Origin of the sequence: Alteromonas sp. B31-7 (assembly GCF_015767655.1) — a bacterium.
GTDB lineage: Bacteria > Pseudomonadota > Gammaproteobacteria > Enterobacterales > Alteromonadaceae > Alteromonas > Alteromonas australica.
Map to the genome: position 1 here is coordinate 1,448,010 of NZ_CP065233.1, position 26,689 is coordinate 1,474,698.

Consider the following 26,689-nt stretch of genomic DNA (forward strand, 5'->3'; position numbering starts at 1 on the left):
CCCCTATACTTATTTTGTGCTACCAGTGTAGAGAGTATAGAGGCAGTTTTTTAATTTATGGTTCCTATTTCTGCCATAAATTTCATGAATGAATTAGTTGCCATTCATTTCAGATGCAACGTCACTAATAAGACGTCGTAACCAAATATGCCCTGCATCATGGTGCAACAACGCGCTCCATGCCATTTTCAGTGCTATAGGAGGGATATCAAACGGAGGTTCCTTTACCACTACATCAGGGTCATCTTTAAACAATTTTGCAGCTTTACTCGGCAAGGTGGCAATAAGCTTTTGGGTTTTGGCAATTTGTAATGCCGCATGATAGTGACGGGTGAACACTCTAATGGCCCGTTGTTTACCGATTTTCGTCAATTCTGCATCTACCCATCCGAGTTTTTGTACTTCGTTAGGGTCAATACCCACGCCTACACCAAATCCAGTTTTGCTCACCCAAATATGCTGTGCGCTCAGGTAGCTTTCCAAATCACACCTTTCCACTAATGGATGATCGGAACTCATGACGCAACTGAACGTGTCATACCAGATAACTTTTTGGTGAAAAGAAAGGGGGAGTTCATCGAATCGGTTGATGGCCATATCCACTTTTCCCTGCTCCACATCGTGGAATGTCACATCACTAGGTGTAATTAAGTCTAGGGTAATGTTGGGGGCTAGGTTGGCTAATCGGCCAACCAATTCAAGTAGCAATGTACTTTCCGCATAATCACTGGTCATGATACGAAACGTACGATCACTGGTAAGAGGGTCGAAATCGGTTTCTGGCTGTATGGAACTTTCTAAACGACTTAGCACATCTCGTATAACAGGTTGCAGTTCTAAAGCGCGCTTAGTGGGCGTCATACCATCACTGGTTCGAACAAGTAGAGGATCTTTAAACAGATCTCTTAGCCGTTTAAGGCCATTACTCATTGCCGGTTGAGTGATACTTAATTGGTTTGCTGCCCGTGTAACGCTTCCTTCACGAAGTAAAACATCTAAGTACACTAATAGGTTGAGGTCGACCTTTGCTATATTCATTGTTGTAATGCTCTCAATAAGCCCAATTAGACAAGGCTATTATACGGGCTTTTTACTTGCTTGTCAGATAACCATTTGGTCTTAGGTTTACCTATGGCTAATTTTTTAAGTATATGTAATGTATGGCTATTTGTTTATTTTTGAATTGGTGCTAATTAACTGAGCTTAAGCATGGAGCTGTGTTACAGCGATAAATGAAGTGAATGAAAAAACGGGCACCTTGGGGTGCCCGTGACAAAGGTTGGGATACCTTTTGTTAAACGTCGAATTGGTTCATGGTGTTATCTTCACCTGACGCTTTCAATGCAGCTTCGCCAGAGAAGTACTCTTTGTGAGTATCACCTAGATCAGAGCCTGCCATTGCTTGGTGCTTAACACAGGCTAGGCCTTGGCGAATTTCTTGACGTTGAACGCCTCGAACATAGGCCAACATACCTTCTTCACCAAAGTAACCTTTCGCAAGATTATCCGTTGATAGTGCTGCGGTGTGGTAAGTTGGAAGGGTGATAAGATGGTGGAAGATACCCGCTTCGCGAGCCGCATCAGCTTGGAAGCTCTTAATTCTTTCATCTGCTTCTACAGCCAACTCGGTGCTATCATAATCGGCTGACATCAACTTATCACGGTCGTAGCTAGATACATCTTTACCTTCTTCTACCCATGCATCAAATACTTGTTGGCGGAAGTTAAGTGTCCAGTTGAAAGAAGGCGAGTTGTTGTAAACGAGTTTAGCATTTGGTACTTGTTCACGAATTGCGTTAACCATTTCAGCAATTTGACCGACATGAGGTTTTTCAGTTTCAATCCAAAGTAAGTCTGCACCGTGCTGAAGTGACGTAACGCAGTCAAGTACAACGCGGTCAAAGCCGGTATTTTCTTTAAAGCGGAATAAACCGTTAGGTAAACGTTCAGGCTTAACTAATTGCCCACCCTGTTTAATCACAAGGTCGCCTTCACTCAAATCCTCTGCACCTGCAACAGGTGTTGTTTGCAAGAATGCGTTGTACTGTGCAGCAAGGTCGCCTTCAGAGGTAGATACTGGGATTTTTTGTGTGAGACCAGCACCGAGTGAATCCGTTCTCGCCACAATGACACCGTCGTCTACACCCAATTCTAAGAAGGCATAACGAACCGCATTAATTTTCGCTAAGAAGTCTTCATGTGGGACAGTCACTTTACCGTCTTGGTGACCACATTGTTTTGCATCGGATACTTGGTTTTCTATTTGAATACAGCACGCGCCAGCTTCAATCATTTGCTTAGCCAGTAAATAGGTGGCTTCTTCGTTACCGAAACCCGCGTCGATATCGGCAATAATAGGTACAACGTGTGTTTCGTAGTTGTCTATTTCGGCTTGTATCGCTGTCACGTCGCCGCCGTTAGCCTTAGCATCGTCGAGCTTATGGAAAAGGTCACCCAATTCTCTCGCATCTGCTTGGCGAAGGAAGGTGTAGAGTTCGTCGATGAGTGCAGATACCGATGTTTTTTCATGCATTGATTGGTCTGGTAAAGGGCCAAATTCTGAGCGGAGTGCCGCAACCATCCAGCCTGAAAGGTAAAGGTAGCTTTTGCTTGTTGTGCCTTGATGTTTTTTAACCGACAGCATTTTTTGCTGCCCAACAAAGCCGTGCCAGCAACCTAGTGATTGCGTATATTGAGAGGAATCTGCATCGTATTCAGCCATATCTTTACGCATGATGCTAGCTGTGTAGCGGGCAATGTCTAAGCCGGTCTTAAAACGATTTTGCACCTTCATTCGTGCAGCATACTCTGGATTAATACCTTCCCACGTGCCTTTTGAAGCAGCTTTTAAGGTAGCGAAGTTATCAATGTCTTGTTGATATTGCGACATGAGCGTTTCTCCCGACTATAATTAAAATTCTTTAGGTTATTAGGGTCACGCAGTAGGGCGTTTCCTTAAGTTCCATTTCATCCTAGAGAACTGATTGAGATAATAGAAATATATAATTTGCATTGCGGTCATTTATTTTGTGAATGTGATTATGCGGCCGGTGCGAGAATTGGCGTCTTGAAACCGCATTTGGGAGTGAAAGAGAGAAAAGGATATTCGTAAAAAATGCGGCTTTGTCTATTCTTTATGCAGTTTATTAGCACAAAGGGTAATAGGCTTACCCGCAAATGCGAGGTACCTTAAAGCATTTGTGCGATAAGTTTAAAATGGTGAAATAAGTGAGCGACAATGAACAATAGTGTGCTTTCTTCAGTTGATCAACGGACAAAGTTGGTAGGTGAAAACCGGTTGGAGCTGCTTATGTTTCAGCTAGGCACCCGCCATATCTTTGCGATGAACGTGTTTAAAATTAAAGAAGTCATCGGGATCCCGACGTTCAACAATATGCCTGGTTCACACCAAAATCTAAAGGGTGTGATGAACTACCGAGGTAGTGCCATCCCTATTATCGATTTGCGTCAAGCTATTAAGCTTCGTGGGGGAAGCATTGGAGAAGACGCGCACAATGTCATCATTACCGAGTACAACCGCAGTGTTCAGGGCTTTATCATTGGTAAAGTCATGAGTATCGTTAATACTTCTTGGGAAACCATTCAACCTCCGCCGTCTGGAATGGGAAAAACCAATTACCTTACCGCTATCACGCAGGTATCTGTGTCCGGAAAGGACGAAATTGTTGAAATTATTGATGTAGAAAAGGTCTTAGCAGAAATTATTGACTACGATACGTCTATTTCAGAAGAGGTATTAGACGACCAAATTGTGAATCACTTTAACGATAAAAGAGTGTTGATTGTCGATGATTCCAGTACCGCGAGAAAGCAAATCAGGGATACCTTGGAGCAACTTGGTATATCCATTATAGAGCGCAAAAATGGGGCGCAGGCCTTAGCACTTTTAAAAGAGTGGGCCGATGAAGGTAAACGTCCGAGTGATGAAATTCTGCTTATGTTCACCGATGCGGAAATGCCAGAAATGGACGGCTATCGCCTTACCGCAGAGGTGAGAAGCGACCCGAGAATGTCTGACCTTTTCATTGCGCTAAATACGTCACTTAGTGGAAGCTTCAACGATGCTATGGTGGAGAAAGTTGGATGTAATCGATTTATTTCCAAGTTTCAACCAGACATGCTAGTTGATGTAGCACAGCAACGACTGAGAGAATACCTAACGTCTCATAACACCTAATACCCCTTCATTTCTTCAAGAGGGATTAAATGCGCTCAAAGTTTTGAGCTAATCCCTCTACTGTTTTACACTAACCGCCTCGATAAACTCTGCTCGGTACACAGTTTCGTCTTCTAGCGAAATTACATCATAGTGTCATGAGCAAATATTATAATTTTAAATTTTCACACCGTTCTTCTTTTCTACGGTTACGGTGATATTTTTAATACTTCAGGGAAGTTATACATGATCAAACGAAACCTTCGTTCCGCATTTGTTGCCGGGGCAACCCTTGTCGCCTTGGCTGCATGTAGTTCAACAGATACCGATACGGTTTCGACTACGAAAAATGAATTTAATGGGCCTAAGAATATCATTATGGTGGTGGCTGACGGAATGGGGCCAGCATACACCACGGCGTATCGAAACTACGTTGATGATAGTAAAACAGCAATTGTTGAAACGGTGGTTTTTGATGATTTATTGGTAGGAAATGCGTCTACTTATCCTGCACAGGTATCAGGTTATGTGACTGACTCCGCCGCTGCCGCAACGGCGTTGGCAACAGGCATTAAATCGTATAACGGGGCTATTGGCGTCGATGTGGATAAGCAGCCGGTGCAGTCAGTGATGCATTACGCCAAGCAAAAAGGGATGCGTACTGGGCTGGCGGTAACCTCTCAAATCGTACACGCTACACCTGCCTCTTACATTGCTCACAATGAAAGCCGTAAAAATTATAATGCGATTGCCGATGATTTCTATGACGTAAGAGTAAACGGTGAGTTTGTTGCTGACGTAATGTTAGGTGGCGGTACCCGCTATTTTGAACGAGAAGACAGAGATGTTCTGGCGCAATTCATAGATGCTGGATATGCATATGCAGATAGCTATAACCGTTTGGCGAGCGTACCCACTGGAAGCAATGTCATTGGCTTATTTGCGCCGGTTGCTCTTCCTTGGGTGTTAGACGATAGCCGTAAAAATCGCCTTGAATACCTCACTAAACAAGCCATACGACAATTAGAAAATGATAAAGGCTTTTTCTTATTGGTAGAGGCAAGTCAAGTTGATTGGGCAGGGCACGCCAATGATATCGCGTCTGCCATGGCTGAAATGCACGACCTCGCGTTAACGATTGAATATCTTAAAGCCTATGTAAGCGAAAACCCTGATACGTTGGTGGTTTTAACTGCCGATCACAGCACGGGCGGGTTAACAATAGGCGCGAGAGGAGACTATCGTTGGACACCCAGTTTCTTGCACAAGTTGGATGCTTCCGCTTCCACTATGGCTAAAGACATTGCAGGAGAATCACTGCCGGGTGCTTATATAGAAAAGACACTAGGGTTTGCGTTGACTGACGAAGAGAAAAAGCACTTTGATGACGTTGCTAAGCAAGAGGAAAGTGAGCGATATACCGCCATTAAGTCTTTCCTTAATGATAAAACCAATACAGGCTGGACATCCACCGGTCACACAGGTGTAGATGTAGAGGTGTTTGCTTTTGGCGCGGGTTACAACGCATTTATGGGGCAGATAGATAATACAGATATCGCTAAAAAGATATTTTCTTTCATCGATAAACGTCCAGTGTTGTCTTCTGGAATTCAAACTAACATTGAAATGACCCCTTCAGATGATAAAAGCGACACGTGTAACTTCAAGGAAGATTGGCGTTGTCAGTAAGTGAACAGCCAAATATAGCGCAATTGCTTGAGGCCATATATGACGAAATAAGGCCCTTGCTGGGGCAGGGGAAGGTGGCAGATTATATTCCTGCCCTTGCCTCTGTCAGTCCGCACCAATTTGGTTTGGCTATTTGTGATGTAAACGGCGAGGTCACCTCCATAGGTGATGCAAGCACGCCATTTTCAATTCAAAGCATATCGAAAGTGTTTAACCTTGTTTTAGCTATCAATCACTACGGTGAAACCATGTGGGAGCGTGTGGGGCGCGAGCCTTCCGGTCTACCGTTTAATTCATTGGTTCAACTAGAGTATGAGAATGGCATTCCCCGAAACCCTTTCATCAATGCGGGGGCGCTGGTGATTAGCGACATGAACGAGTCGCGTTTTGCTTCACCGCATATAGGTATGCGGGATTTCGTACGCCGGCTGGCCTGCAACGGTGAAGTGGTAGCCAACAAAACTGTAGCCGATTCCGAGTTCGAGCATAGAGCTAGAAATGCGGCTATGGCTTACTTGATGAAGGCCTACGGCAATTTTGAAAATGACGTTGATGATGTATTGCACAGTTATTTTCATAATTGCGCTATAGAAATGAGTTGTGAAGATTTAGCAAGGGCAACCAATTTCTTAGCTAATAAAGGCTATTCTGTGTGTGCTGACGAACAGGTGTTAACCGCAGATCAAAATCGCCAAGTTAATGCACTTTTGGCGACAAGCGGTATGTACGATGAAGCAGGTAGTTTCGCCTTCGAAGTGGGCTTACCGGGGAAAAGTGGGGTCGGTGGAGGAATAATTGCTGTGGTTCCCCAGCAATTTTCCATTTGCGTCTTTTCGCCAGCATTAAACAAAGTTGGAAACTCTCTGCTAGGTGTCGCTGCGCTTACGTCTTTAAGTAAGCGCATAGGTTGGTCGGTTTACTGATTAATAAAGTTATCTAGCTCTTCACCGGTAATCTTTTTGATTTGTGCAAAAAGGTACCAAAGTGCGGCAATCAGTAAAACCATACTGGGTATAACGATGACAGGGTAGCTCAATGCTGTCATCCTACCTAGCTCTTCTGTATAGGCAGTTGTGCCTGGTTCACTGACTAAAATAACCTTGGCGAGAATATAGTTAAGGGCTGAGGATAGAAAAAATGAACTGGCGACGATATATGAACTTACCGCGACTTTTCGTTTAAATACGGCCTGTTTTCCTTGAGCATCCAGTACTTGATTTAAGTGCGGCCAATTAATGATTTGATCATTTAAAATTAGCATTTTGACTAAAGGTTTGTCGGAATACTGAGTGACCAATACCGCAATGCCTATTAAGCCAGGAATGGCCGCTTCTTTTATAGCAATATATTCAGCAGGTAGCTTTAGCAGGCTAAAGCCGCCGGTGAGAAGCACACTCACTATACCTAATATAGAGAAGCCATTGATTTTCCCCGATTGTTTTAAGTCCCAGAGACCATAGCCAATAGGAAAACTAAGGGCTGCCACAATACTCCAAGCAGGGCCTAAGTAGTCTTCTGAACTGGCGTAGCTCATAAGTACAACGGGAATGATAATGTTGAAAGCGAGGTTGCCAAAAAATCCCTGATTTTTGGGCTGATTTTGTACTGTCGTCATAGGGTCTATTAATTACTCTTCGTTAGCGCCAATTATACGTTATCTCTTCATCGTGCCCAGTACCACGCGGCAATTAATCCGCCAATAAATCCAAATAAGTGATATTCAAAAGAAATAAATTTAGAGGTTGGAAGAATGCCTACCAGCATGCCACCGTAAAGTGCTGCGACCAGAACAGATATCACGAGGTATTTGATTTTTTTGCTTTTAAAACCGGCCAATACCAAGAACCCAAAATAGCCATATACCATGCCACTGGCACCAATATGTATAGCACCCCTGCCAAATAGCCACACACCTAAACCAGCTACCATTAATGCACTTAAGGTGGTTATCACAAAGGTACGAGTACCCCACTGCATGGTTAGCCACATAAAAAGCAAGAGGGGAATAAGGTTTGCCATAAGGTGAGAGGGTGAGCCATGCAGGAAAGGCGCGCTAAAAATATACGGTAAATGGGAAAGTGAGCGAGGAATTACCCCAAATTGATTAAGCGCGTTAGCAGTAAAAACGTTGATAACTTCAATGAGGATAAGCAGGGCGCCTAAGGTGAGCAAAACCCGAAGTTGAACTGATAGTGGCTTCATAACATGTCCTTTTCTACAACGCGGTACACTGCATCAGGCTAGCTTAACGTCAGTTTATATAATGACATGGGGCAGGTAGCGAGAGAGGTCTTGCGTTATTGCAGAGCTGTCTTCTCGTACAGAAATACCCGCAGGCATATCATCAACCAACCAGCTTCCAATTAATGTATGGTTGCCATCAAATACAGGTAACGGCGCTAAAGCCTGAACTACAAATCCTTCTTCTCCATACGGGCCTGGGCTTAAATTAGATTCATGGCCACGTTCAATACTAGAAATATTCGCCCCTTCTCTGGAAAAAATAGGTTTCTTTATCCACTTACCTTGGGTGACTTTGTTACGCGCATCTTGGGCGAAGTAGGCAGGGAGTAAATTTGGGTGGTGAGGAAACATTTCCCAAAGCAAAACGAGTAATGCCTTATTCGATAGAATCGATTTCCAAGGCGGCTCAATCCAATTTACCTGTGCGTCATCCAAATATTCTCCAAAGTCCTCCCGAAGCATAAATTCCCAAGGGTAAAGTTTGAAGCAATCGGTAATGGGGGCGTCCGTTAAGTCGGTGAACACCCCAGTATCGGCGATACCGACATCTTCAATAAAGACAAAGTCGTTTTTTATGCCAGCTTCTGTCGCGCAATCTTGTAGATACTGAACAGTGCCCCTGTCTTCAACAGTATCTTTACAACAAGCGAAGTGCATTTGATTAATACCATAGTGCTGTCCAATCTCGACCAATCTATGGACTAACTTCTCTTGCAAACTATTGAACTGGTCTGCATTTCTCGGCAAAACGCCGGCATTGACCTGCTGCTCTAACCACAACCACTGCCAAAAGCCAGACTCATATAAGCTGGTGGGCGTGTCCGCATTATTTTCCAGAAATTTTGCTGGGCCTTTGCCGTTATACACAAGGTCAAGACGAGAATATAAGCTGGGGTCGCGATTCTCCCAACTCGTTTTAATAAGACTCCAATGGGCTTGGGGAATGCAAAACAGCTTGAGCCATTTTTCATCATTCACCACTTTATCAACGGCGGCCAAGCACATTTGATGAAGTTCTGCGGTGGGGTCTTCTAAGTCATTTTCAATTTGTTCAAGTGTAAACTGATAGTAAGCACTTTCATCCCAGTACGGCTCTCCGTACATGGTATGAAAGTGAAACCCGAACTCGTTGGCCAACTGCTGCCAGTTTTTTCTTGCTTGGCATGGCATACGGAACATGTGCTATCCGCCCCAACTGCCTTTTCGAGCGCTACTGCCCCAAGAAGACTTCGCCCTAACGCTACTGCCAAAGCCACCACGCTTCATGGTGCGATTAACGGTGGGTTTAGGTTTAAACGTTTCTGAACGTACTTTGTAATTGCGTTTACGAATATCGCCATCAAACACATAACCGTCGGCTGATATCCATCGTGAGCGAAAAGGGGAGTTATACGAGTAAGACGTATAAAGAGGTTGAGAGTAATAACGGTTGGGTGATAAAAGTTGACTCACCATAAAACCGGCCATGAATGGCATAAAGAAACTGCCATTATTGGTATTGACTGTACGACATTGGTTAGGGCCAAATTCGTACTCACAGTCATACTCTGTATTAAATCGGGGGCTGGTGCGTTGTGCTTCTTCTACCGCAGTTTGGTAGGCAGCTTCACACTTTTCTATGGCGTTTGGGTAATCTTGCTTACAGTCATCAATGGACGTATAAATAGTGGCATCTTGACGTTCATCCGCGCAAGCACTTAGAAATACTCCGGCCACCCCTACTGCCAACGGCTTTAGGGTGAACGCTTTACGCATTTGCGCTACGTTAATTGTACTGCGTTTACGTGCTTTTAGTGGTGTATCTGTTTTGTTAGAGGAACCCGTTTTCATTGTTGCCTCCTTAGTACGTCATGCAGGCCGCGTTTAAAAGGCCTACCGCTATGGACATACCAGCAAGCATCACGCCTGCAGATACTTCATTTTCATTAATGCGTTGTGCAATTTTGGGCATAAATGTAAATCGCAACAAAGCAAAGGCGAGAGATTGCGCGATAATCGCCACCACAGCCCAAATGATAAAGTCGATTATGGCTACCGAGTTTGAGGCAGCACTTCCCAGCGCTATAGCAAAACCCACTATAGCGCCAGCAAAGCCTATAGCAGCAGCTACATTTTTCTCTTCTTTCACTAATTTCCATTCATCATGGGGGGTAACTAGTGCATAGACCAACTTAAACACGAAGAGAAAAACAATAGACAAGCCGAAGTAAAGCGCAAAATTATCTAGGCCAGCTAATGAGTTCATGATTGTTTCCATGGTGTTTCCTTTATTATTAACCGTTAATCGTAATATCAGCGGGTTGAATATCAAAGCCAGTTGAGATGACAAGGCAGCGATCTAGGTTGTTTCCCACCTGTTTCTCTTCGCCCACGACAAGTAGTGACTCCACTCTATCATTTTCAATCTCACGTTCGTAGAGCATCATAAACTGATCGGTTTTACTGATGTCTCCGTCCTCTTCGTAGGTCGTTTCTGTTACCGCAACGGGCGGGGAGTCGTTACCTACGGCTTCCCAAACACGAGTATAAGTGTAACCTTCAATTTCATAGGTAGGTTGGCTAATTAATGATGCTAAGCAGGTATCCCATTGCGACTGAGAGCCAATGGTTTTAGTCTCGTAAAAGTGCCAGAGTTTGACATCGGTAATATGGTTTTCAGTCATGCCTCCGTCTAATACTACCTGCAAAAAGCCATCATCATCGGTATAAAAACGTAGCAGGGTTCCACCTGTGTCGAGAGGCGCTTCACCCACCGCTTGAATAAGTTGGGAGCGCGCTGATTTTTGAATGACCAGTGACGGTTCTAATAAGGACATTTTTAGGTTGTCCAGCTCAAACGAACCGCCTAAATACAACCCCATAACTTCAGGAGTTTTAGGTTTATCTTCAGTCTTTTTTTTAAACAGTTTACTGAACATTCTGTACTCCTATTATCGATTTACTCGGCATTTAGCGATGACCAGTTTATTGACGAAATACGCCGTTCAGCAATATAGAATAGGGTATCGCTAGGGGACAAATTAGTTTCTAGGGGAGGGTTCACCACCATTTCCTTTACTTGCCCCTTTGGTGCATACCCTATAAATATGGCATCGTGGTGCTTTTTCAAATTGATAAAAAGCTTCGCGACTGAAATATTGGGGCTATCTGGCGGTATTTTTACTGAAAATTGTGCTTGCCCTTCATCCACGCTAAGTAAATCGTGGTGAAGCATACTGGAACCTGGGTCAAAGGCAGCCTTTGCGAGCATTTCTACTGCCACACTGGGCGTGCACTCCACTTTAGGGCAATGCTCTTGTAATAGGCTAACCAAACTGTCGTCATTGAAATAGGCGACTTGATGGGCATCAGGATTACGTTTGGCACAATACAAAGCCGTTGTCATCGTCACGTCATCTTGAGGATTATCTACAAGTATGGTTTGGGCGGTTGCTACGCATGCTCTATCCATGTCTTCATCTTTGTTGAATGAATCGACTTTTACAAATTCAATCACACCGGGCATGGGATTGGTAATGTCCGCTTTAACGCACAACACGATGTCAGGTTTTACACTCATGGCTTCTCGTTCTTGAAGCAATAAATTTAACAACAACATGGTGCGCTGTTCATTCCACCCAATAACAAGAATATGTTGATTCGATTGTAAACTCGTCATACCCATCAATCCTTTTCTCCACTGTTCAGACACCCAGGCAGCAATTCGGCCAATGACCATGGCGAAAATACTCAAACCTAACGGAATTACGTAAAACGCCACAATGAGCTTGCCGGCGCTACTGACAGGCGAGAAATCGCCATAGCCTACCGTTGACGCTGTGACGGCTAACCAATATATAAAGTCAGCACGGGCAATAAGGTCGTTTTCACCGGCTGCATATAGAAGCCAATAGCTGGAAATTCCATAAAAAACAGTGGCACCTAAAATAGTGTACCACCGTGACTCGGCAAAATACTGCAGCATAATTCTGCGTACTTTTATCCATGAGGTCATAGATGACATCACCTTTTTTGTTTTTATTCAGTTTGCCCGAAGGCGGTGTCCGTACGTTAAGAAAAACGGGAGCTAATTGCTCCCGTTCTGCCTTAATTACCCAAGATGCGGGCTAGCTCATCGTCTGCTGAATTTTTTCCGCCTTTAATACCAGCTTCAGATAAACGTTTTTCTAAATCGCTACTCGATTCATCGCTGGCAAGCTCTTCTGCAGCTTGCAATTCTGCATTACGCATTTTTTGCTTTTCCTGAATACGAGACAAAGATTCAGTGGCCGTTTTCATTTTGCTATTGGCCCCCATATGACGGGAGGATACCGCCACTTGTGCCTTTTGAACGCTTTCTGTGGCCTTAACCATATCCACTTGTTGCTCAAGGCGACGTAGGTTGGCTTTAGCCTGTTGAATGTTCTGTGCAAGTTGTCTTTCGGACTGCTTGAACTGATCTAAATACGCTTGCTCTTGCTCACGCTCTTCTTTCAGTTCTGAGACTTTCTGAGCACAGTCTAATGCTAGTTGTCGATCCGAGTCTATGGCCTTTCTGGCGTGAGTTTCGTACTCGGCAATGGATGAGTCAAAGCTGTCCACTTTCTGTTGAGACAATTTGCATTTCGCTAAAATTTGCGTGCGTGCGTGATCGGATTTGCGCAGTTCCTCTTTCGCTTCACGAATTTCTTGTTCCAAAATTCGAATAGCTTGACTATCTACTACTGTCTGCGCTGCCTCAGTTGCACCACCCTTAACAGCCGTTACTAATTTTTTCCACACTGACATTCGCTTCTCCTTAGAAGAAAATTTTATTTAAGGTGAGTTTCATAAGCATCTAAAAACGATGCAACATTTTGAAACAAAGTCTCTACTTCAATCACAATACTTTCTGCTTTCGACTGTGCGCTTAATGCGCCAAAGGCCGTGTAGTATTCTTCAGTCCCTATGGTTGAAATTCCCACCGTGGTTAATGGGAAAACCATATGGCTAGACAAAATTTCGTGATCCAATGCAGGTTTGTCTTTCACTTCATCTGCGGCAAATAACAAACTTTCAACCAAAATCTGCTCACCGCTGATGGCTAGCCATGCATCGATGCCATCTTGATTTGCAATAAGCAAACAGTTTTCTTCACGTGTAACCACAAAGTCATCGTGGTCCTTAAATAGAGCCTCGATACTTTCAAGATCCCAACTCATACAGTTCTCCTTTCAAATTGAAGCGATAATGTCGAACGCTACTGTAACCAGTATTTTCGCATTCGCCAATAATCTTGACTTGCAGTGTAGCCACTATCTGCCATAATCGTCAATAACGAATACGCTTTTAATGTGTAAAAAAGTGTGTTTTTGTAAATTATATATCACAAATGGGGTGTTTCTTGAGTGCAAAAAATGCGTGGCGAGAAGCGGTAGCGCGGCTAGTAAAGTCTGAAATGTCGGTACGTGGCGTCAAATATCAGGGGTTAAGTGCACGTTTAGCCGACATTGGCGTACAACAAAGTGCGGATAACCTAAGGAATAAAGTGAATAAAGGAATTATGGGGGCAGATTTGCTCGTACAAATTTTGTACGTACTAAAAGCTCGGCCTGTGGATGCTAACTTATTAGAAGAAATCTTAACTGATCTTGACGCATCAAAAGAGTAGAATAGGGCGGATAAAAAAGTACCCGACAAATGCCGGGTACGAACGATAAGGAATGTTATGGGAGAACATCATCACTATCTGGAGCAAATGTTAATCGTTTAAGCATATGCTCGCTAGCGTTATTTTTTGATTGTGCGTATTTTAAGCGATAAGTAGGTATTAAAAAAAATACTTAAAGCTTAAGTGGTAGGATTTCTAAGGCTTTGGTAGGGGGATGTTTTCGCGAAAAACTTAGACGTAAGTATAATCTAAACGAAACTTAGCGCAACTTAATCAATCACACTCAGGTGTAAATTGAGACGTAATAACGAAATGATCAACTATGAAATTATCTGAATTTAGCTTTACACTTCCCGAAAAACTCATCGCCAAATACCCCACTGAAAATCGTTCTGCCAGCCGGTTGCTGCAACTGGATGGCAAAACAGGGAAGGTGAGCCACAGTATGTTCACTGACATGTTAGATCTTGTGGACGAAGGTGACCTGCTTGTTTTTAATAACACTCGAGTTATCCCTGCTCGGTTATTGGGCAAGAAGGAAACCGGTGGGCAAGTTGAAGTCTTGGTAGAGCGTATCATCGATGAACATACCGCCCTTGCGCATGTTCGCGCGAGTAAAGCGCCTAAGCCGGGAACTAAGCTGACGCTAGAAGACAAAGTCAATGTGACCGTTAAAGGTCGAGAAGAGGCTTTGTTTGTGCTTACTTTCAACCATGAAGAAACAGTGCTGCAATTATTGGAAGCTCATGGTCACATGCCGCTACCTCCTTATATTGACCGGCCAGATGAAACCTCGGATAAAGAACGTTACCAAACCGTTTACAACGATAAGCCTGGCGCAGTTGCGGCGCCTACTGCAGGCCTTCACTTTGATGACGACATTTTGGCTGCCCTAACGCGTAAGGGGGTAAAGCTCGCATTTGTAACCTTGCATGTTGGAGCTGGCACTTTCCAGCCAGTGAGAGTGGACAACATTTTAGAACACAAAATGCATGCAGAATACGCGGAAGTTCCAGATTCAGTGGTAGATGCTGTGCGTGAAACTAAAGCCGCAGGTCACCGGGTAATTGCGGTTGGCACCACGTCTGTTCGTTCGTTAGAGTCGGCGGCGAAAGCCGCTGGTGACGAGCTGATCGCACCATTTTACGCAGATACGGATATTTTTATTTACCCTGGATTCAACTTCAAAGTGGTTGATGCTATGTTCACAAATTTCCATCTGCCAGAGTCTACGTTGATGATGTTAATCAGTGCATTTGCAGGAAAAGAGCATGTGATGTCGGCTTATCAAGAAGCCATTGAGCAGGAATATCGGTTCTTCAGTTACGGCGATAGTATGTTTATTAAGAAGCGCTAAGTATGGCCAGTATTCGCTGACTTCGCGAGAAACATAGATACGGGGCATGATCTCAGTGGAATTACTGGTATAATCGCCGCCAATTTATTTTTATACCCAGCGCCAAGGGCGCAATTTATACCACGCCAAAAGGCGTATCAGAATGGGAATGCTTTCACATGCAATTTGAGTTGTTAAAAACCGATGGTCGCGCAAGACGCGGTCGTTTGGTATTTGAACGTGGTGTGGTTGAAACCCCCGCGTTTATGCCTGTTGGTACTTACGGTACCGTTAAGGGGATGACCCCAGAAGAATTAGATGATAGTGGTGCTCATATCTGTCTGGGAAATACGTTTCACTTAATGCTTCGCCCAGGCACGGGAATTATTCGCCAACACGGCGATTTACACGACTTCATGAATTGGGATAAGCCTATTCTTACTGATTCTGGCGGCTTCCAAGTATTTAGTTTGGGTGATTTGCGCAAAATCACTGAAGAAGGCGTGACCTTCCGCTCACCTATTAATGGTGAAAAAATTCTACTTACGCCTGAGAAATCAATGGAAGTTCAGCGGGATTTAGGTTCGGACATCGTGATGATTTTTGACGAATGTACGCCTTACCCTGCTACAGAGCAGGAAGCGCGGGTTTCCATGGAAATGTCATTGCGTTGGGCTAAGCGTTCAAAAGAAGCCCACGGCGATAATCCTGCTGCTTTGTTTGGTATCATCCAAGGTGGTATGTATGAAGGGTTACGCGACGTTTCACTTGCTGGCTTAGAAGCGATTGGGTTTGACGGTTATGCCATTGGTGGTTTATCGGTGGGTGAACCCAAAGAAGACATGATCCGCATTATTGATCATACTGCTCCGCAAATTCCAGAAGACAAGCCACGCTATCTTATGGGGGTAGGTAAGCCTGAGGATTTAGTGGAGTCGGTAAGACGCGGTATTGATATGTTCGACTGCGTTATGCCAACGCGTAACGCGCGAAATGGTCATCTGTTCGTAACCGAAGGGATAGTGAAAATACGTAACGCAAAACATCGCAATGATACGTCTCCTTTGGACGAAAAATGCGACTGTTACACTTGTAAAAACTATTCTCGCTCCTATCTACATCATTTGGACAAGTGTAACGAGATATTGGGTGCGCGATTAAATACCATCCATAATCTTCGTTACTATCAGCGTGTAATGCAAGGTCTTCGCGATGCCATTGATGCAGGCACGCTTGAACAGTTTGTACAAGAATTTTATGAACAAAAAGGGTTGCCGGTTCCGGCACTATAACAACGATAATTATTGGGGAAATTTATGAGCCTATTCATTTCAAACGCGTACGCGCAATCAGCAGGTGGTCAACAAGGTGGTGGCATGGAAATGCTAATCATGTTGGCAGTATTCGGTTTAATTTTTTACTTTCTTCTATACCGCCCGCAAGCTAAGCGTGTAAAAGAGCATAAAAGCCTAGTGTCTTCACTGGGTAAGGGCGATGAGGTGCTTACTCAAGGTGGTCTTGTGGGTAAGATTACCAAAGTGTCTGAGGAAAAAGACTTTATCGAAATTGCCCTTAACGACACTAACAACATTGTTGTTCAAAAGTCATCGGTAACGGCGTTGCTACCAAAAGGCACAATGAAGTCGCTGTAATTGAGATACGCCGGGGCCGGGAAGCTTCCCGGTGCTGGCACGAAAGGAATATCCAGTGCTAAACAAAAACTCTCTGTGGAAGGTACTATGTGCCATAGTCGTTATCGGCTTGTGCGCGCTGTATGCGCTTCCTAATATTTACGGTGAAGATCACGCGGTTCAGATTTCTGCTGGCCGCGACGCTACCGTTACCGAATCTATGGTTGAACAGGTAAAATCGACCCTAGCGGAAAAAAACATTTCAGTAAAACGCATTGAATTTGCTGATGAGCAGATTCTCGTTCGCGTACCAGATTCTGATTCACAATTGGTTGCAAGAGAAGCGCTCGAGTCTGCGCTAGGTGATGACTATTTTGTCGCAATGAACCTTGCCCCAGATACGCCTGAATGGTTAGAGGAATTAGGCGGCACTCCAATGAAGCTAGGCCTAGACTTACGTGGTGGTGTTCACTTCCTAATGGAAGTTGATATGTCTGAGGTGATTACAAAATCATTAGAAGATGCGGAAAGTGGATTTAGAACGTCTCTTCGTGAAGAAGGTATTCGTTACCGTGGGGTCACACAAAAAGATAACCACGTTGACATTACCTTCCGTGATGAAGAAGCGTTAGATAAAGCCGAATTCTTTCTTCGAAATCAAAATCGTGACCTAACCTATACGCAAGTTGACGATCTGGTGCTTCGCGCAGTGTTCTCTGAAGCCAAGCTTCAAGAAATTCGTGAAAATTCGGTAAAGCAAAATATTACGATTATTCGCAACCGTGTGAACCAATTAGGTGTAGCAGAACCGCTGGTGCAAAAACAAGGTGCAGAACGAATTGTTGTGCAGTTGCCCGGTATTCAAGACACCGCGCGGGCGAAAGAAATTCTAAATGCCACGGCCACGCTAGAGTTTCGGATGGTGGATCAGAAAAACGATATACGTGATGCGCTAAATGGCCGAGTCCCTCCGGGTTCTCAAATTATTGAAGACCAACAAGGAATTCCCCAGTTGCTTGAAAAGCGCATTATGCTTACAGGTAGCCACATCATTGACGCTAACAGCGGTGTGGATGAATATGGCCTACCCAATGTAAACATATCGCTAGATTCTGAAGGCGGCAATAAAATGTCCCGTTCAACCCGTGGCAATATTGGCAAGCCCATGGCGACAGTTTTTATTGAATACAAATCTACCGATGAACGAAACGACGAAGGTAAATTGGTATTTGAAAAACATGAACAGGTTATTTCTGTGGCCACCATTCGTGCCCAATTGGGCAGTAAGTTTCAAATTACCGGCCTTGATTCACCCAAAGAAGCGCGTGATTTAGCATTACTTTTGCGTGCTGGTGCTCTGATTGCTCCCATCCAAATTGTTGAAGAACGCACGGTGGGTCCAAGCTTAGGTAAGGAAAATATCGAATTGGGTATGCAAGCGATTGTTTACGGCCTTGCAGCTGTGCTTGTCTTTATGCTTATTTACTACAAAGCGTTTGGTGTGGTAGCGAACATCGCACTGATGACAAACCTAGTCATGATTGTGGGCATTATGTCGATGATCCCTGGTGCGACCCTTACCTTGCCGGGTATGGCTGGCATTGTTTTAACAGTAGGTATGGCCGTCGACGCGAATGTACTTATATTCGAGCGAATTCGAGAAGAATTACGTGATGGACGAAGTCCACAACAAGCTATCCATCAAGGGTACGACAGTGCGTTTTCAACTATTCTTGATGCAAATATTACTACCTTTATTGCGGGTTTAATCCTTTTCGCTGTGGGCACCGGCCCTATTAAAGGCTTTTCGATTACGCTTATGATAGGTATCGCTACCTCTATGTTTACCGCCATTTTAGTGACTCGCGTTATTGTTAATGCGGTATGGGGTGGGAAACGTCTTGAGAAGTTGGCAATTTAAGGAGCGTAACATGCAATTATTAAAACTATCCGACAGCGTCAACTTTATGCGCCTTCGCTTTCCTGCGATGGTGCTATCTACTCTTCTTATTATTGGTTCATTCGTCTCTCTAGGCGTGAACAGCCTTAATTGGGGGCTTGATTTCACGGGCGGAACCCTAATTGAAGTGGGCTATGAAGACGCCGCAAACTTAAGTGATATTCGCGGAAAGTTGAACGAGGCCAATTTTGGTGATGCCATTGTGCAGAACTTTGGTAGCAGCCAAGACGTGCTTATTCGCATTTCGCCTAGAGATGGTGTGAAAGCCGTTACCATTGGCGAACAAGTACTTGAAGCCTTACGTGCTGACGGTACAGCAGTGGATATGCGAAGAATTGAGTTTGTAGGGCCGAATGTAGGCGAAGAACTCACTGAGCAAGGTGGTCTTGCGATGTTAGTGGCGCTGCTATGTATCTTAGTTTACGTGGCAATGCGATTCGAATGGCGTTTTGCGTTGGGGTCCGTATCTGCACTAACTCACGATGTTATTCTTACTTTAGGCTTGTTCTCTGTATTGCAAATAGAGTTCGATTTAACTGTGTTGGCGGCGGTACTTGCGGTGATAGGTTATTCACTTAACGATACCATTGTTGTGTGTGACCGTATTCGTGAAAACTTCCGTAAAATCCGAAAAGGTGAGCCGGTAGACATCATCAATACGTCGCTTACTCAAACGTTAAACCGTACCATTATTACGTCATTGACCACAGTACTTGTGCTTGTTGCGCTGTTTTACAAAGGCGGTGCGCTAATACATGGGTTCGCGACGGCACTATTGTTTGGTGTTGTGGTAGGTACTTATTCATCAATCTACATTGCAAGTTCAGTTGCACTTGCTTTAGGTATCAGTAAAGAAGACCTGATGCCTCCGCAGGTGGAAAAAGAAGGTGCAGATTTAGATCCTATGCCGTAAATAGGCAATGGTGTGTCGCGCCGAATAACACTGATGAAGTAGAAAGCCGCACTGAGTTGCGGCTTTTTTTATTTGCGACATGGGGTTATTTATCGAGAGTCAGTTTATATCTTCTCGACATCTTGACCGTGTGGCCGTTTTTTAACCTAATGACGCCGTCCCCGCTATCGGCGACTTTCATGCTTTCAATATCATTCATATTAATGGCAAAAGAACGGTGGACCCGCGCAAAGGGAAGGTAAGCATTTTCATCTAAAAATGAGGTTAGTGTTGTACGCATAGGGTAGACATTGTCACCAATATGCAGGTTGACATAATTCCCCGAAGACGCCATCCAATTGATATCTTGCTTATTAATGAGAAATTCACGTCCGTTCTTTTTAATGAGTAGTACGTCACAATGTACGCCTTCCTCGTCGATGGAATGTGTAGCATTGTCTACTTTCGATGACGCGGGTTTTAGCCCAATTTTTCTAGCATCCCCCAGCCATTGCGCCACCACAAAGCGATAACACCAAATCATGACCATGAAAAACACAAAAGACCACAGGTCTTTGCGCATCTCATAAATGAGTTCAAAGAACCATTGTTCTGTAGACGTCGCGAACTGGTAGTGACTGCCAGCCAATGCGTAAATGACCGCTCTACTAGCAATCATCAACACAATATGGGTGGCAGCAAAACAGAGCCCCATGACGCTGTATAGCACAATGCTAAAAGTGGGGCGATCCCATCGCCAAGGGTATCGGTTTAGGACGTTAGCCAGTGCCATCACCACGCAAAAGCTGCTAAAAGCACTGGTATATTCCCATACAAAAGGCTCCCATTGCGCAAAAGGTAACGGGGGCGTGCGCATGGCCTCCATCAATACCGTGGTGCTATTGATAAACCCATTAACGATGAAGTAAAGGCCAAGTAGGCAAAGAGATATCGCGCCTTGGTGCGCTTGAAACCTGGCTTTATTTATCACGTGAACATTTGTCCTTCTGTCACTTAATTCCACCGCTTGTCACTTTATAACGTACTTTCAATAACTTGCTTGATAGATTCTACACACTTATGTGACCAACAATGGCAAACCCGCTTCATCTTATTAAGGGACCCGATGAATACAAAATACCATACACTTGCACACTCAGAAAATTCTCGAATTGTGGCGCTTGATTATCTTAGGGTATTCGCCGTTATTGTTTTGTTCTTTTTTCATTTGGGCATGATTTGGGTACCTGAGTGGCATTTTCATTTTAAGCAAGAAACCCATTGGTTTTGGCTGCAACACATCATGCTGTTAAGTTCACCATGGAGAATGGGGTTGCTGTGGTTTGTGGCGGGAACCTCGCTGTATGTTATGCAGCAGAAATACGGCGTGTATTTTTTAATAACCCGTAGAAGTAATGCGATATTACTTCCGCTATTAATCGGGGTTTATGGCATTGTCCCAATACAGCTGTTTGTTGAAATGACCCAAAAAGGCGCAATCGATACATCGTTAGGCCAATTTTTCATACAGTTTTATTTTGGTGCAAACGACTATTTTGAGGGCTTTAGTTCAGGTATTTGGCATCACGTAGATGTGAACCACCTGTGGTTTCTGCGTTCTCTTTGGCGATTCACGTTACTGTTGGTTATTTTTAACCGGCCTCTTGCATGGATACGCGGCCGATGGGGCAACTTCAACAGTGCATGGTTGGTACTACTGGTTTCTTTGTCACTTTTTGCTTCTCAAATAGAGGACAGCGATGATAAGCGCGACCTTTATGGTTTAGCGTGTTTAGTCTGGGGTTATCTTTTTGGTAGCCGTGCACAATTTTGGGGGTGGTTAAATGACAAGCGTAGTGCCCTTGTTGTAGTTGCCATTGTACTTACCCTGTTGTACGAAGTGGGGTTTGGGATAGGGCGCTACTATCCTGATAACCTGCTAATAAAAGACACCGCTTTATGGTCGTATTACTTGGCTAAAGTCATTAGCTTATTTGCTATTTTAGCATTGGCAAATATGCTTTTTGTTACGCCACACCCCGCTGTGACAAAGGCAAACGCGTACGTCTTTCCTTTCTATGTTATTCATCAAAGCGTGATAATCGCTGTTGGCTATGGTATCACGAATTGGGCAATGCCCGCGCACAAGGCCATACTGGTATGTGCCATTTTGAGCGCATTAATATGCGTTGCACTATTGTTGTTGTGCAAATACAGTGATGTCGCAGGCGCACTTTTAGGTAAGAAAGCAAAGGCACCCCATTGGTTAACGGGTAAGGTGGCCCAAATCGCCATAGCATTAATAACGTTACCTTTAGCGTTTAAGCTTATCGGCTTGATATAGCGCTCGGATAACGTCGTTTTTATTGGGTTTGGTAAGGGAGGGAGTTCTCATCACAGGGCGCTAAAAAAGGGACGAATGGGTTTAATTCGTCCCTTCATGTGCTTTTCATTTAGCCCGAGTTGTGGTGCTGGGCTGAGGCAAATCATCAAGGGCAAAAGCCAGAGACGACATGACCTAGTCTATATGACTTATTTTAAGTGTTTGACCAAGCCTTGAACTACCTTAGCGCTACCGGCAACAATTTCGCCTTTGTGAAGCGGATCGTTATTCCCTTTAAAGTCGGTAACTAGGCCGCCCGCTTCGCGAACAATAAGCTCGCCTGCTGCGATGTCCCAAGTCTTAATTCCACGCTCCCAATAACCGTCATGGCGGCCTGCTGCCACGTAGGCTAAATCTAACGCTGCACTGCCGGCGCGGCGAATATCACCTACATCGTGGAAGATTTTATTAAGGCTTAATGCGTACTCACCAAAGGCGGCTTTATTTTTAAACGGAAGGCCAGTAGCAATAATCGTTTCAGACAAATCCCGCGGCTTAGAGGCGCGAATACGGTAGCCGTTTAACTGCGCACCTTGACCGCGACTAGCGGTGAATAGTTCGCTGCGAATGGGGTCAAATACCACGGCTTGGTCTAAACGACCTTTATGAAGAAGTGCGATTGAAACCGCAAAGTGAGGAATGCCTTTTACAAAGTTAGTGGTGCCATCTAGTGGATCGATAATCCACTGATATTCTGTTTCTGTGCCAAGTACTTCGCCAAATTCTTCACCTAAAAAACAGTGATTTGGGAAGGACTGCTGAATTTTAGCAATAATTGCTTGCTCTGCTTCTTTATCAACTTGGGTAACAAAATCATTCAAGCCTTTAGACTCTGTTGCTACTTCGTTATATTTCTCAAAACCGCGAACAATAACTGTTCCAGCCGCACGCGCAGCGCGTACTGCAATATTCAGCATAGGATGCATAGATAAACCACCAATTGTAAAAGATCAATGAAATAACCAAGCTGTACAAAAAATAGCTAGTTATTTTCGAAAACGGGCGGAGTCTACCAGAATCTATGCGCGATGCAAATGAATTCCCAGAACTAGAGGGTGAATAGCCATCTATCACGCCGCTATGGTACACTCGCGACCATTCTTAGCAATAAGATTGCATAAAGACGCTAGGGTAGAGCAAGGCTCCATTGGCGAACACAGAACGGTAATTAGGTATCATCCCCCATGTTAGAAAATATTCGCATCATTTTAGTTAATACATCCCACACGGGGAACATTGGTTCAACCGCCCGTGCCATGAAAACCATGGGACTCAGTAGCCTCTATTTGGTCAATCCGGTGAATGAACCTGATGGCCAAGCCAGCGCTCTAGCCGCAGGGGCAGGGGATGTACTCGCGAACGCTCAAATTGTGAATACGTTAGAAGAAGCCGTAAAAGATTGCGGATTGGTGGTTGGCACGTCAGCCCGTTCTCGCACGCATTCATGGCCTATGCTGGGTCCCCGCGACTGCGGAGAAAAGCTCGTCCAAGAAGTAGAAAAATATCCTGTGGCATTGGTATTTGGCCGAGAAAATAGTGGCTTAACTAATGAAGAGTTGCAGCAGTGTCACTTTCACATGTGCATTCCGGCAAACCCTGAATATAGTTCGCTTAATCTAGCCGCAGCGGTTCAAACCCTGTGCTACGAAATCCGCATGGCCTATCTCAATCGCGAAATTTACCCAAGCGTAGAAGAAGAGTACCCATTAAACGAAGATTTAGAGCGTTTCTATACGCATTTAGAAACCACGTTGGAAAGTACGTCTTTTATTCGTAAAAGTCACCCTGGTGTGGTGATGACGAAGCTTCGTCGTTTGTTTAACCGCGCACGTCCAGAATCGCAAGAGTTAAATATATTGCGCGGAATTTTAGCGTCAATTGATAAATCAGTTAAATCAACAGGCCCAGGTCAAAGTGACGGGGTTGATGCGCAGATGAATGAAAACGCGCTAAAAGAATCGCAAGAGTAAGTCACATGTTTGCCCGTATTAAAGATGATATTCAAGGGGTTTTTCATCGCGACCCTGCGGCGCGAAATACGTTTGAAGTGCTAACCAATTATCCAGGCCTCCACGCGGTGTGGCTACACCGTATTAGCCACAAATTGTGGAAAGCCGAGTGGAAATGGTTGGCGCGCACATTATCAACCTTTAGCCGCTGGTTGACGGGCATAGAAATCCACCCAGGTGCAACAATGGGTAGGCGGGTATTTATTGACCATGGCATGGGCGTGGTCATTGGTGAAACCGCCGAAATTGGCGATGATGTTACGCTTTACCATGGCGTGACCCTGGGCGGAACCAGCTGGAAAGCAGGTAAGCGTCACCCAACGCTTAAAAAAGGCGCAGTGGTGGGCGCAGGAGCGAAAGTTTTGGGGCCTATCATTATTGGCGAAAACGCCAAAGTAGGGTCAAACTCTGTGGTCGTGAAAGACATTCCAGACGGTGCGACCGCCGTGGGCATCCCAGGTCGAATTATTATTTCAAAACAGCAAAATGAAAATACAACGGTGAACCCAAACCGAGATAAAATTGCTGAGAAATATGGCTTCGACGCTTACGCGGTTGCCCCTGACAACCCAGATCCAGTGGCAAACGCCATGGGTATAATGCTTGAACACATGCATCAAATGGACACCAAAGTAGAGGAAATGTGTAAAGTTATTCAGTCTCTGGGCGGCGATGTATGTACTGATAACCTTCACAATATTAGTGCTGAAGACTTTGCAGACAGTGGGTTTGACCTGACAGAAAGACAAGAAAGGGAAAGGGCACATTCCTCTTTTGACCCAGCTATTTAGCTTGTTCAGCGAAAGCGATTAACTTAATCAATAATACTTGACTAATTTACTGGGTCTTATACTTGACCATTTTAGTCAGGTATGTGAAAATTCCTGCATCAAAAAACGGCGGGAGAATTCAATGAAACTTACTTCTAAAGGGCGCTATGCAGTTACCGCGATGCTTGATGTGGCTTTGCATTCTAAGCGCGGTCCAGTGCCTCTTGCCGATATATCAGAACGACAAGAAATTTCTTTATCTTACCTTGAGCAGCTTTTTTCACGTTTGCGCAAAGAACAGCTAGTAGACAGTGTTCGCGGCCCAGGTGGTGGCTATTTGCTAGGCCGTCAGGCAAGTGAAATCGCGATAGGTGAGGTAATACGAGCGGTAGATGAATCTATTGATGCAACGCGTTGCCAAGGGCAGGCAGATTGCCAAGGCGGCGATCGTTGTCTTACACACAGTTTGTGGCAAGACTTAAGCGATCGTATTTCTGTATTTTTAAATTCAATCACTCTTGGTGAGCTAATGGCGAAGCGCGACGTACAAGAAGTAGCAGGGCGTCAAGACAATAACGCCTCTTTGCGCAATATCACCAACGACATTGAAGTTAGTATTCAATTATAGATAGGTATTAAGAGACACATGGCTTTATCAACGCCCATTTATCTCGACTATGCAGCGACGACACCTGTCGACCCGTTAGTGGCTGATGCAATGGCAAAGTGCCTAACGTTAGATGGCAACTTTGGTAATCCAGCATCTCGCAGCTACCGCTTTGGCTGGATGGCTGAAGAGGCCGTAGACGTGGCAAGAAACCAGATAAGTGATGCGCTTAACTGTGACCCTCGAGAAATCGTTTTTACGTCTGGTGCCACAGAATCAAATAACCTTGCTATTAAAGGTGTCGCGCAAGGTTATGGTCAAGGGAAAGAAAACAAAGGCAAACATATTATTACGGTAAACACCGAACATAAAGCGGTGTTAGATACCTGTGAATTCCTTGAAGGCCAAGGGTTTGAAGTAACCTACTTAAACGTGCAAAAAGACGGTTTGATAAGTGTCGCAGAGCTTGAAAGTGCACTGCGTGACGACACCATCCTAGTGTCGGTTATGCATGTGAACAACGAACTTGGGGTTATTCAAGATATTCAAGCTATTGGCGCGCTTTGTCGCGAAAAGGGCATCTTGTTTCACGTGGATGGTGCGCAAAGCGTGGGGAAAATCGCCATCGATTTATCAGCGCTGCCTATCGACTTACTGTCTATTTCCGCGCACAAGATATACGGCCCCAAAGGCATGGGAGCGCTTTATGTGCGTCGTCGCCCGAAGATAAATCTGGTGGCACAAATCCATGGTGGTGGCCACGAGCGTGGTATGCGTTCCGGCACCCTTGCAACCCATCAAATTGTGGGAATGGGAGAAGCTATCGCCCTTGCAAACCGGAATATGGCTGCAGAGGGAGAACGTATTAAAGTTCTTCGAGAGTCGTTGTGGAATGGATTAAAGCAGTTAGATGACGTTTTTTTAAACGGTCATGAAACACAACGTGTTCCCGGCATATTAAATGTCAGTTTTGCGGGTGTAGATGGCGAAAGCTTAATGATGGGGTTGAACGATATCGCTGTATCCTCAGGCTCCGCATGTACATCGGCAAGTTTGGAACCGTCTTATGTACTAAAAGCTATCGGCAGAAGCAACGAGTTAGCTCATGCTGGTATTCGCTTTAGTGTGGGGCGTTTTACGACCCAACAGGACATTGACTACGTGGTACAGAAAGTCACAGATGTGACCACGCGATTACGTCAAGCAGTAAGCGCATAAGGTGCTGCTTTTCGCGCGTTTTACATGTAAGTGAAATTTAAACTATTGCGGCTAGAAATAAACGGCTGAATATTTGAGTGAAATAGTCGGGTATTATATACTACCGCACCAAATTTTTAGGCTGCCCTCAATGTAACTGGCAGT

General features: G+C 44.5%; 27 protein-coding genes. 14 read left to right on the top strand and 13 right to left on the bottom strand.

Features of this window, described 5'->3' with window-relative positions:
* Window positions 1–93: 93 nt before the first annotated feature.
* Complete coding sequence (locus tag IUA53_RS06055; protein WP_044057637.1) at window positions 94–1,038, bottom strand: LysR family transcriptional regulator; 945 nt, start codon at window positions 1,036–1,038, stop codon at window positions 94–96.
* Window positions 1,039–1,294: 256 nt separating this feature from the next.
* Window positions 1,295–2,890 (bottom strand): isocitrate lyase, encoded by a 1,596-nt coding sequence (locus IUA53_RS06060; protein ID WP_196898761.1) that lies wholly within the window; start codon window positions 2,888–2,890, stop codon window positions 1,295–1,297.
* Between the two features lie 348 nt (window positions 2,891–3,238).
* Here IUA53_RS06060 and IUA53_RS06065 point away from each other — a divergent pair, with 348 nt between their 5' ends.
* The 3 genes from IUA53_RS06065 to glsB all read left to right on the top strand — a co-directional run bounded on the left by IUA53_RS06065 (window position 3,239) and on the right by glsB (window position 6,789).
* A complete protein-coding gene (locus tag IUA53_RS06065) occupies window positions 3,239–4,198 on the top strand; it encodes a chemotaxis protein CheV (protein ID WP_044057635.1) in 960 nt (319 codons plus the stop codon).
* A gap of 225 nt (window positions 4,199–4,423) precedes the next feature.
* Complete coding sequence (locus IUA53_RS06070) at window positions 4,424–5,866, top strand: alkaline phosphatase (protein WP_196898763.1); 1,443 nt, start codon at window positions 4,424–4,426, stop codon at window positions 5,864–5,866.
* Window positions 5,857–6,789: a glutaminase B gene (gene glsB / locus IUA53_RS06075; RefSeq protein WP_375277366.1), complete on the top strand. Its 933-nt coding sequence runs from the start codon at window positions 5,857–5,859 to the stop codon at window positions 6,787–6,789. The genes IUA53_RS06070 and glsB overlap by 10 nt, the downstream gene beginning before the upstream one ends.
* Here glsB and IUA53_RS06080 read toward each other — a convergent pair.
* The 9 genes from IUA53_RS06080 to IUA53_RS06120 all read right to left on the bottom strand — a co-directional run bounded on the left by IUA53_RS06080 (window position 6,783) and on the right by IUA53_RS06120 (window position 13,290).
* Window positions 6,783–7,481 (bottom strand): VC0807 family protein, encoded by a 699-nt coding sequence (locus IUA53_RS06080; RefSeq protein WP_044057633.1) that lies wholly within the window; start codon window positions 7,479–7,481, stop codon window positions 6,783–6,785. The two genes, glsB and IUA53_RS06080, sit on opposite strands and share 7 nt — an antisense overlap.
* A gap of 47 nt (window positions 7,482–7,528) precedes the next feature.
* The gene (locus IUA53_RS06085; protein WP_196898765.1) at window positions 7,529–8,068 is read right to left on the bottom strand and encodes a rhomboid family intramembrane serine protease; all 540 of its coding nucleotides are present in this window, start codon (window positions 8,066–8,068) and stop codon (window positions 7,529–7,531) included.
* 54 nt (window positions 8,069–8,122) lie between these two features.
* Complete coding sequence (locus tag IUA53_RS06090; protein WP_196898767.1) at window positions 8,123–9,289, bottom strand: glutathionylspermidine synthase family protein; 1,167 nt, start codon at window positions 9,287–9,289, stop codon at window positions 8,123–8,125.
* A 3-nt stretch (window positions 9,290–9,292) separates the two neighbouring features.
* Window positions 9,293–9,940 (bottom strand): DUF1190 family protein, encoded by a 648-nt coding sequence (locus tag IUA53_RS06095; protein ID WP_044448070.1) that lies wholly within the window; start codon window positions 9,938–9,940, stop codon window positions 9,293–9,295.
* Between the two features lie 10 nt (window positions 9,941–9,950).
* A complete protein-coding gene (locus IUA53_RS06100; protein ID WP_044057630.1) occupies window positions 9,951–10,367 on the bottom strand; it encodes a DUF350 domain-containing protein in 417 nt (138 codons plus the stop codon).
* 16 nt (window positions 10,368–10,383) lie between these two features.
* A complete protein-coding gene (locus IUA53_RS06105) occupies window positions 10,384–11,028 on the bottom strand; it encodes a YjfK family protein (protein WP_044448068.1) in 645 nt (214 codons plus the stop codon).
* Window positions 11,029–11,048: 20 nt separating this feature from the next.
* Window positions 11,049–12,104 carry a potassium channel family protein gene (locus IUA53_RS06110; RefSeq protein ID WP_196898769.1) on the bottom strand — a complete coding sequence of 352 codons (1,056 nt, stop codon included), beginning with the start codon at window positions 12,102–12,104 and terminating at the stop codon, window positions 11,049–11,051.
* A 92-nt stretch (window positions 12,105–12,196) separates the two neighbouring features.
* A complete protein-coding gene (locus IUA53_RS06115; RefSeq protein WP_044448066.1) occupies window positions 12,197–12,877 on the bottom strand; it encodes a PspA/IM30 family protein in 681 nt (226 codons plus the stop codon).
* Between the two features lie 23 nt (window positions 12,878–12,900).
* Window positions 12,901–13,290, bottom strand: coding sequence for a DUF2170 family protein (locus IUA53_RS06120; RefSeq protein ID WP_044057627.1), 390 nt, complete (start codon window positions 13,288–13,290; stop codon window positions 12,901–12,903).
* 236 nt (window positions 13,291–13,526) lie between these two features.
* Between IUA53_RS06120 and IUA53_RS06125 the strand changes: the two genes are divergently transcribed.
* The 6 genes from IUA53_RS06125 (at window position 13,527) to secF (ending at window position 19,579) form a co-directional block, all read left to right on the top strand.
* Complete coding sequence (locus IUA53_RS06125) at window positions 13,527–13,739, top strand: DUF6471 domain-containing protein (protein ID WP_231401314.1); 213 nt, start codon at window positions 13,527–13,529, stop codon at window positions 13,737–13,739.
* A 322-nt stretch (window positions 13,740–14,061) separates the two neighbouring features.
* A complete protein-coding gene (queA, locus tag IUA53_RS06130) occupies window positions 14,062–15,096 on the top strand; it encodes a tRNA preQ1(34) S-adenosylmethionine ribosyltransferase-isomerase QueA (RefSeq protein ID WP_196898771.1) in 1,035 nt (344 codons plus the stop codon).
* A 158-nt stretch (window positions 15,097–15,254) separates the two neighbouring features.
* Window positions 15,255–16,367 carry a tRNA guanosine(34) transglycosylase Tgt gene (tgt, locus tag IUA53_RS06135; RefSeq protein ID WP_044057624.1) on the top strand — a complete coding sequence of 371 codons (1,113 nt, stop codon included), beginning with the start codon at window positions 15,255–15,257 and terminating at the stop codon, window positions 16,365–16,367.
* A 24-nt stretch (window positions 16,368–16,391) separates the two neighbouring features.
* Window positions 16,392–16,727 carry a preprotein translocase subunit YajC gene (gene yajC, locus IUA53_RS06140; protein ID WP_044057623.1) on the top strand — a complete coding sequence of 112 codons (336 nt, stop codon included), beginning with the start codon at window positions 16,392–16,394 and terminating at the stop codon, window positions 16,725–16,727.
* A gap of 55 nt (window positions 16,728–16,782) precedes the next feature.
* Window positions 16,783–18,627, top strand: a complete 1,845-nt coding sequence (gene secD, locus IUA53_RS06145) for a protein translocase subunit SecD (RefSeq protein WP_196898773.1) — start codon at window positions 16,783–16,785, stop codon at window positions 18,625–18,627.
* A gap of 10 nt (window positions 18,628–18,637) precedes the next feature.
* Complete coding sequence (secF, locus tag IUA53_RS06150) at window positions 18,638–19,579, top strand: protein translocase subunit SecF (protein ID WP_044057621.1); 942 nt, start codon at window positions 18,638–18,640, stop codon at window positions 19,577–19,579.
* An 85-nt stretch (window positions 19,580–19,664) separates the two neighbouring features.
* Here secF and IUA53_RS06155 read toward each other — a convergent pair whose 3' ends face one another.
* Window positions 19,665–20,549, bottom strand: a complete 885-nt coding sequence (locus IUA53_RS06155) for a LytTR family DNA-binding domain-containing protein (RefSeq protein WP_196898775.1) — start codon at window positions 20,547–20,549, stop codon at window positions 19,665–19,667.
* A 135-nt stretch (window positions 20,550–20,684) separates the two neighbouring features.
* On the opposite strand from IUA53_RS06155, the gene IUA53_RS06160 reads away from it, so the two are divergent.
* Window positions 20,685–21,902: an acyltransferase family protein gene (locus IUA53_RS06160; protein WP_196898777.1), complete on the top strand. Its 1,218-nt coding sequence runs from the start codon at window positions 20,685–20,687 to the stop codon at window positions 21,900–21,902.
* A gap of 188 nt (window positions 21,903–22,090) precedes the next feature.
* Here the strand turns inward: IUA53_RS06160 and suhB are convergent, their stop codons facing one another.
* The gene (gene suhB / locus IUA53_RS06165; protein WP_044057618.1) at window positions 22,091–22,867 is read right to left on the bottom strand and encodes an inositol-1-monophosphatase; all 777 of its coding nucleotides are present in this window, start codon (window positions 22,865–22,867) and stop codon (window positions 22,091–22,093) included.
* Between the two features lie 258 nt (window positions 22,868–23,125).
* On the opposite strand from suhB, the gene trmJ reads away from it, so the two are divergent.
* The 4 genes from trmJ to IUA53_RS06185 all read left to right on the top strand — a co-directional run bounded on the left by trmJ (window position 23,126) and on the right by IUA53_RS06185 (window position 26,545).
* Window positions 23,126–23,911, top strand: a complete 786-nt coding sequence (gene trmJ, locus IUA53_RS06170) for a tRNA (cytosine(32)/uridine(32)-2'-O)-methyltransferase TrmJ (RefSeq protein WP_196898779.1) — start codon at window positions 23,126–23,128, stop codon at window positions 23,909–23,911.
* A gap of 5 nt (window positions 23,912–23,916) precedes the next feature.
* Window positions 23,917–24,741 carry a serine O-acetyltransferase gene (gene cysE / locus IUA53_RS06175; protein WP_196898781.1) on the top strand — a complete coding sequence of 275 codons (825 nt, stop codon included), beginning with the start codon at window positions 23,917–23,919 and terminating at the stop codon, window positions 24,739–24,741.
* 121 nt (window positions 24,742–24,862) lie between these two features.
* Window positions 24,863–25,348: a Fe-S cluster assembly transcriptional regulator IscR gene (gene iscR, locus IUA53_RS06180; protein ID WP_044057615.1), complete on the top strand. Its 486-nt coding sequence runs from the start codon at window positions 24,863–24,865 to the stop codon at window positions 25,346–25,348.
* Between the two features lie 18 nt (window positions 25,349–25,366).
* Entirely contained in the window at window positions 25,367–26,545 is a 1,179-nt protein-coding gene (locus IUA53_RS06185; protein ID WP_196898783.1) for an IscS subfamily cysteine desulfurase, read from the top strand.
* Window positions 26,546–26,689 lie beyond the last annotated feature (144 nt).

What these genes read in the sequence shown, in the direction of transcription:
- IUA53_RS06055 (WP_044057637.1), bottom strand. Translation starts at nt 1,038, where the DNA reads ATGAATATAGCAAAGGTCGACCTCAACCTATTAGTGTACTTAGATGTT.
- IUA53_RS06060 (WP_196898761.1), bottom strand. Translation starts at nt 2,890, where the DNA reads ATGTCGCAATATCAACAAGACATTGATAACTTCGCTACCTTAAAAGCT.
- IUA53_RS06065 (WP_044057635.1), top strand. Translation starts at nt 3,239, where the DNA reads ATGAACAATAGTGTGCTTTCTTCAGTTGATCAACGGACAAAGTTGGTA.
- IUA53_RS06070 (WP_196898763.1), top strand. Translation starts at nt 4,424, where the DNA reads ATGATCAAACGAAACCTTCGTTCCGCATTTGTTGCCGGGGCAACCCTT.
- IUA53_RS06080 (WP_044057633.1), bottom strand. Translation starts at nt 7,481, where the DNA reads ATGACGACAGTACAAAATCAGCCCAAAAATCAGGGATTTTTTGGCAAC.
- IUA53_RS06085 (WP_196898765.1), bottom strand. Translation starts at nt 8,068, where the DNA reads ATGAAGCCACTATCAGTTCAACTTCGGGTTTTGCTCACCTTAGGCGCC.
- IUA53_RS06090 (WP_196898767.1), bottom strand. Translation starts at nt 9,289, where the DNA reads ATGTTCCGTATGCCATGCCAAGCAAGAAAAAACTGGCAGCAGTTGGCC.
- IUA53_RS06095 (WP_044448070.1), bottom strand. Translation starts at nt 9,940, where the DNA reads ATGAAAACGGGTTCCTCTAACAAAACAGATACACCACTAAAAGCACGT.
- IUA53_RS06100 (WP_044057630.1), bottom strand. Translation starts at nt 10,367, where the DNA reads ATGGAAACAATCATGAACTCATTAGCTGGCCTAGATAATTTTGCGCTT.
- IUA53_RS06105 (WP_044448068.1), bottom strand. Translation starts at nt 11,028, where the DNA reads ATGTTCAGTAAACTGTTTAAAAAAAAGACTGAAGATAAACCTAAAACT.
- IUA53_RS06110 (WP_196898769.1), bottom strand. Translation starts at nt 12,104, where the DNA reads ATGACCTCATGGATAAAAGTACGCAGAATTATGCTGCAGTATTTTGCC.
- IUA53_RS06115 (WP_044448066.1), bottom strand. Translation starts at nt 12,877, where the DNA reads ATGTCAGTGTGGAAAAAATTAGTAACGGCTGTTAAGGGTGGTGCAACT.
- IUA53_RS06120 (WP_044057627.1), bottom strand. Translation starts at nt 13,290, where the DNA reads ATGAGTTGGGATCTTGAAAGTATCGAGGCTCTATTTAAGGACCACGAT.
- IUA53_RS06125 (WP_231401314.1), top strand. Translation starts at nt 13,527, where the DNA reads ATGTCGGTACGTGGCGTCAAATATCAGGGGTTAAGTGCACGTTTAGCC.
- queA (WP_196898771.1), top strand. Translation starts at nt 14,062, where the DNA reads ATGAAATTATCTGAATTTAGCTTTACACTTCCCGAAAAACTCATCGCC.
- tgt (WP_044057624.1), top strand. Translation starts at nt 15,255, where the DNA reads ATGCAATTTGAGTTGTTAAAAACCGATGGTCGCGCAAGACGCGGTCGT.
- yajC (WP_044057623.1), top strand. Translation starts at nt 16,392, where the DNA reads ATGAGCCTATTCATTTCAAACGCGTACGCGCAATCAGCAGGTGGTCAA.
- secF (WP_044057621.1), top strand. Translation starts at nt 18,638, where the DNA reads ATGCAATTATTAAAACTATCCGACAGCGTCAACTTTATGCGCCTTCGC.
- IUA53_RS06160 (WP_196898777.1), top strand. Translation starts at nt 20,685, where the DNA reads ATGAATACAAAATACCATACACTTGCACACTCAGAAAATTCTCGAATT.
- suhB (WP_044057618.1), bottom strand. Translation starts at nt 22,867, where the DNA reads ATGCATCCTATGCTGAATATTGCAGTACGCGCTGCGCGTGCGGCTGGA.
- trmJ (WP_196898779.1), top strand. Translation starts at nt 23,126, where the DNA reads ATGTTAGAAAATATTCGCATCATTTTAGTTAATACATCCCACACGGGG.
- cysE (WP_196898781.1), top strand. Translation starts at nt 23,917, where the DNA reads ATGTTTGCCCGTATTAAAGATGATATTCAAGGGGTTTTTCATCGCGAC.
- iscR (WP_044057615.1), top strand. Translation starts at nt 24,863, where the DNA reads ATGAAACTTACTTCTAAAGGGCGCTATGCAGTTACCGCGATGCTTGAT.
- IUA53_RS06185 (WP_196898783.1), top strand. Translation starts at nt 25,367, where the DNA reads ATGGCTTTATCAACGCCCATTTATCTCGACTATGCAGCGACGACACCT.